The organism is Promicromonospora sp. NPDC057488, assembly GCF_042802395.1.
Classification (GTDB): Bacteria; Actinomycetota; Actinomycetes; order Actinomycetales; family Cellulomonadaceae; genus Promicromonospora.
Window position 1 is genome coordinate 1 of sequence record NZ_JBHVEG010000297.1, and the last position, 4,171, is coordinate 4,171.

3 protein-coding genes are annotated in these 4,171 nt (G+C 72.9%); all 3 read left to right on the forward strand.

What is annotated here, in order from left to right:
• The first annotated feature begins 220 nt into the window (after positions 1-220).
• From ACFU5G_RS29325 to araA, 3 genes are read left to right on the forward strand one after another with little or no spacing between them, the layout of a single operon-like run.
• Complete coding sequence (locus ACFU5G_RS29325; protein ID WP_377252567.1) at positions 221-1,888, forward strand: xylulokinase; 1,668 nt, start codon at positions 221-223, stop codon at positions 1,886-1,888.
• Positions 1,885-2,625: an L-ribulose-5-phosphate 4-epimerase gene (locus ACFU5G_RS29330; RefSeq protein ID WP_377252569.1), complete on the forward strand. Its 741-nt coding sequence runs from the start codon at positions 1,885-1,887 to the stop codon at positions 2,623-2,625. The genes ACFU5G_RS29325 and ACFU5G_RS29330 overlap by 4 nt, the downstream gene beginning before the upstream one ends.
• Positions 2,622-4,136, forward strand: a complete 1,515-nt coding sequence (araA, locus tag ACFU5G_RS29335; RefSeq protein WP_377252571.1) for an L-arabinose isomerase — start codon at positions 2,622-2,624, stop codon at positions 4,134-4,136. The genes ACFU5G_RS29330 and araA overlap by 4 nt, the downstream gene beginning before the upstream one ends.
• The last annotated feature ends 35 nt before the right edge of the window (positions 4,137-4,171 follow it).

Sequence of the window (4,171 nt, forward strand, 5' to 3'; positions counted from 1 at the left end):
TGTCAGACCCCCAGGTCACCCCGGTGACCTGGGGGTCTGACACGTTCCGGCGTACACGGCGGGCGGGCGCCAGGGGCCGGCTTGGGTACAGCGTTGTAGACCGGTATCGTGTGAGCGCTAACATCGCCGTGGCGGCGAGCGGGCTGCTCACCACCACGGCCGAACCACGGATGAACGAGCTACGCCTCGCGACGGTGCGGGCAGGACGGAGCGGTCCACGATGGTGGAGCGGCAGGACGAAGGGGCGGAGCGGCTCGCCGGGCACCGGGAGGCGATAGACCAGGGTCGGACCGCCCTCGGCATCGAGCTCGGCTCCACCCGGATCAAGGCGTGCCTAGTCGGCCCGGGCGGGGAACCGCTCGCCGGCGGCAGCCACGACTGGGAGAACCAGCTCGTCGACGGCGTGTGGACCTACTCGCTGGAGGCGGTCTGGGCGGGCCTGCGTGACGCCGTCGCCGAGCTGCTCGCCGACGTCGAGCGGCAGTACGGCGTGCGCCCCGCCACGATCGGCGCGATCGGCGTCTCCGCGATGATGCACGGCTATCTCGCGTTCGACGACGCCGACGAGCTGCTGGTGCCGTTCCGGACCTGGCGCAACACCACCACCGAGCGGGCGTCCGCCGAGCTGAGCCCGCTGTTCGGGCACAACATCCCGCTGCGCTGGTCGGTGGCGCACCTGTACCAGGCGATCCTCGACGAGGAGGCGCACGTGCCGTCGGTGCGGCACGTCACCACCCTGGCCGGGTACGTGCACTGGCGGCTCACCGGGCAGCAGGTGCTCGGCGTGGGCGACGCCTCCGGCATGTTCCCGATCGACGTCGCCACCGGGGGCTACGACCAGCGGATGCTGGCGCAGTTCGACGAGCTCGTGGGCGACCGCGGCCCCGGCCGCGGCCTCGCCGACCTGCTGCCCGGCGTGCTGCCCGCCGGCGCGGACGCCGGCGCGCTCACGGCGGAGGGCGCCGCCCTGCTCGACCCGACCGGCACGCTCCAGGCGGGCATCCCCCTGTGCCCGCCCGAGGGCGACGCCGGCACCGGCATGGTCGCGACCAACTCGGTGGCGCCCCGCACCGGCAACGTCAGCGCCGGCACCAGCATCTTCGCGATGGTCGTGCTGGAGCGGCCGCTGGAGCGCGTGCACCACGAGCTGGACCTCGTGACCACTCCGTCCGGCGATCTCGTCGCGATGGTGCACTGCAACAACGGCGCCAGCGAGCTGGGCGCCTGGGCCGAGTTGTTCGGCCAGTTCGCGTCCGCCCTGGGGCGGCCCGCCGAGCCGGGCGCCGTCTTCGAGGCGTTCCTGCGGTCCGCCCTGGACGGCGACGCCGACGGCGGCGGCCTGCTCGCCTACAACTACCTGTCCGGCGAGCCGATCACGGGCCTGGAGGCCGGGCGCCCGCTGTTCACCCGCACCCCGGACAGCCGGCTCACGCTGGCCAACTTCGCCCGGACGCAGGTCTACAGCGCGTTCGGCACCCTCGCCCTCGGCATGCGCGTGCTCGCGCGGGAGCAGGTCGGCCTGGACGCGATGTTCGCGCACGGCGGCATGTTCAAGACCGCGGGCGTGGCACAGCGGCTGCTGGCCGCCGCGCTCGGCGCCCCGGTGGCCGTCGGCACCACGGCGGGCGAGGGCGGTGCCTGGGGCATCGCCGTGCTGGCCGCCTACCGGGCGTCCGCGGCCGGCGCCGCCGCCCCGGCGCAGGACCTGGGCACCTGGCTGGGCAGCGAGATCTTCGCGGACGCCGCGCTCGACGTCGTCGAGCCCGACGCCGACGACGTGGCGGGCTTCACCGCCTTCCTGGAGCGCTACAGCGCGGGCCTGGCGATCGAGCGTGCCGCCGTCGCCGAGCTCCGCACCCGAGACACGACGCAGGAGAGCGACCGATGAGCAAGACACTGACCGACTACTCGCAGGCGGTCCAGGACGAGGTGGCGCGTGTCCGCGCCGTCGTCTCGGACCTGCACGCCGAGCTGCCGCGCTGGGACCTGGTGGTCTGGACGGCGGGCAACGTGTCGCAGCGCGTGCCGAACGCGGACGTGCCGGACGGCAGCGCCGACCTGTTCGTCATCAAGCCGTCCGGGGTCTCGTACGACGACCTGACGCCGGCCGACATGGTGGTCTGCGACCTCGACGGCACCCTCGTGGACGGTACGCGGGCGCCGTCGTCCGACACCGCGGCGCACGCCTACGTGTACACGCACATGCGTGAGGTGGGCGGCGTCGTCCACACGCACTCGACGTACGCGACGGCCTGGGCCGCGCGCGGCGAGGAGGTGCCGTGCGTGCTGACGATGATGGCCGACGAGTTCGGCGGGCCGGTCCCGGTGGGGCCGTTCGCGATCATCGGCGACGACTCGATCGGCCGCGGCATCGTCGAGACCCTCAGCGGCCACCGCAGCCCCGCCGTGCTGATGCAGAACCACGGCCCGTTCACCATCGGCAAGGACGCGCGGGCCGCCGTCAAGGCCGCCGTCATGGTCGAGGAGGTGGCCCGCACGGTGCACGTCGCCCGTCAGCTGGGCGACCCCCTGCCGATCGAGCAGCAGCACATCGACGCCCTCTACGACCGCTACCAGAACGTCTACGGCCAGCAGACCGCTGCCACCACGGAAGGACAGGCATGAGCACCAAGCCCTACGCGGACCGCGAGGTCTGGTTCCTCACCGGGAGCCAGGACCTCTACGGCGAGGAGACCCTGGCCCAGGTCGCGGAGCAGTCCCAGGAGGTCGCCCGCGCGCTGGACGCGTCCTCGGACGTGCCGGTCAAGGTCGTGTGGAAGCCCGTCCTGAAGGACTCGGCCGCCATCCGCCGCGCCATGCTGGACGCGAACGGCGACGACCAGGTGCTGGGCGTCGTGACCTGGATGCACACCTTCAGCCCCGCCAAGATGTGGATCGCGGGCCTGGACGCGCTGCGCAAGCCGCTGCTGCACCTGCACACGCAGGCCAATGTCGAGCTCCCCTGGGACGACATCGACATGGACTTCATGAACCTCAACCAGGCCGCGCACGGCGACCGCGAGTACGCGTACATCGCCACGCGGCTCGGCGTCGCGCGGACCACGGTGGTGGGGCACGTCTCCAACCCGGCCGTCACCCGCCGGGTGGGCACCTGGGTGCGCGGCGCGGCCGGCTGGGCCGCCACGCACGAGCTCAAGCTGGTCCGGTTCGGCGACAACATGCGCAACGTCGCGGTGACCGAGGGCGACAAGACCGAGGCCGAGCTGCGGTTCGGCGTCTCGGTGAACACCTGGGGCGTGAACGAGCTGGTCGCGGCCGTGGACGCCGTCGAGGAGCCCGCGATCGACGCGCTCGTCGCGGAGTACGAGGCCAAGTACGACGTCGCCCCCGAGCTGCGGGCCGGCGCCGAGCGGCACGACTCGCTGCGCTACGCCGCGCGGCAGGAGCTCGCCCTGGAGGGCTTCCTGGAGGCGGCCGGCGCCAAGGCGTTCACCACCAACTTCGAGGACCTCGGCGCCCTGCGCCAGCTCCCCGGCCTGGCGGTCCAGCGCCTGATGGAGAAGGGCTACGGCTTCGGCGCCGAGGGCGACTGGAAGACCGCCGTCCTCGTCCGCGCGGCCAAGGTGATGGGGCTCGGCCTGCCGGGTGGCGCCTCCCTGATGGAGGACTACACCTACGACCTCACCCCGGGCTCCGAGCTGATCCTCGGCGCGCACATGCTGGAGGTCTGCCCGTCGCTGACCACCTCGAAGCCGCGCATCGAGGTGCACCCGCTGGGCATCGGCGGCAAGGAGGACCCGGTCCGCATGGTGTTCTCCGCGGACGCCGTCGAGGGCGCCGTGGTCGTCTCGCTCGCCGACATGCGCGACCGCTTCCGCCTGACGGCGAACGTGGTCGACGTCGTCACGCCGCCGCGCGACCTGCCGAACCTGCCCGTGGCCCGGGCCATGTGGGCTCCGCGGCCGTCGTTCGAGATCTCGGCCGAGTCGTGGCTGACGGCGGGCGGCGCGCACCACACCGTCATGTCGACCGCCGCGGGCATCGAGGCGTTCGAGGTGTTCGCGAACATCGCGCGCACCGAGCTGCTGGTCATCGACGAGGACACGACGCGCCGCGGCTTCGCCGACCAGGTGCGCCACAACCAGGCGTACTACCGCCTGGCCCAGGGCCTCTGACCCTGGCTCCTTCGCTGGTCGAGCTTGTCGAGACC

Bases quoted from the DNA above. Each gene is read 5' to 3' on its own strand.
- ACFU5G_RS29330 (WP_377252569.1), top strand. From the start codon at position 1,885: ATGAGCAAGACACTGACCGACTACTCGCAGGCGGTCCAGGACGAGGTG.
- araA (WP_377252571.1), top strand. From the start codon at position 2,622: ATGAGCACCAAGCCCTACGCGGACCGCGAGGTCTGGTTCCTCACCGGG.
- ACFU5G_RS29325 (WP_377252567.1), top strand. From the start codon at position 221: ATGGTGGAGCGGCAGGACGAAGGGGCGGAGCGGCTCGCCGGGCACCGG.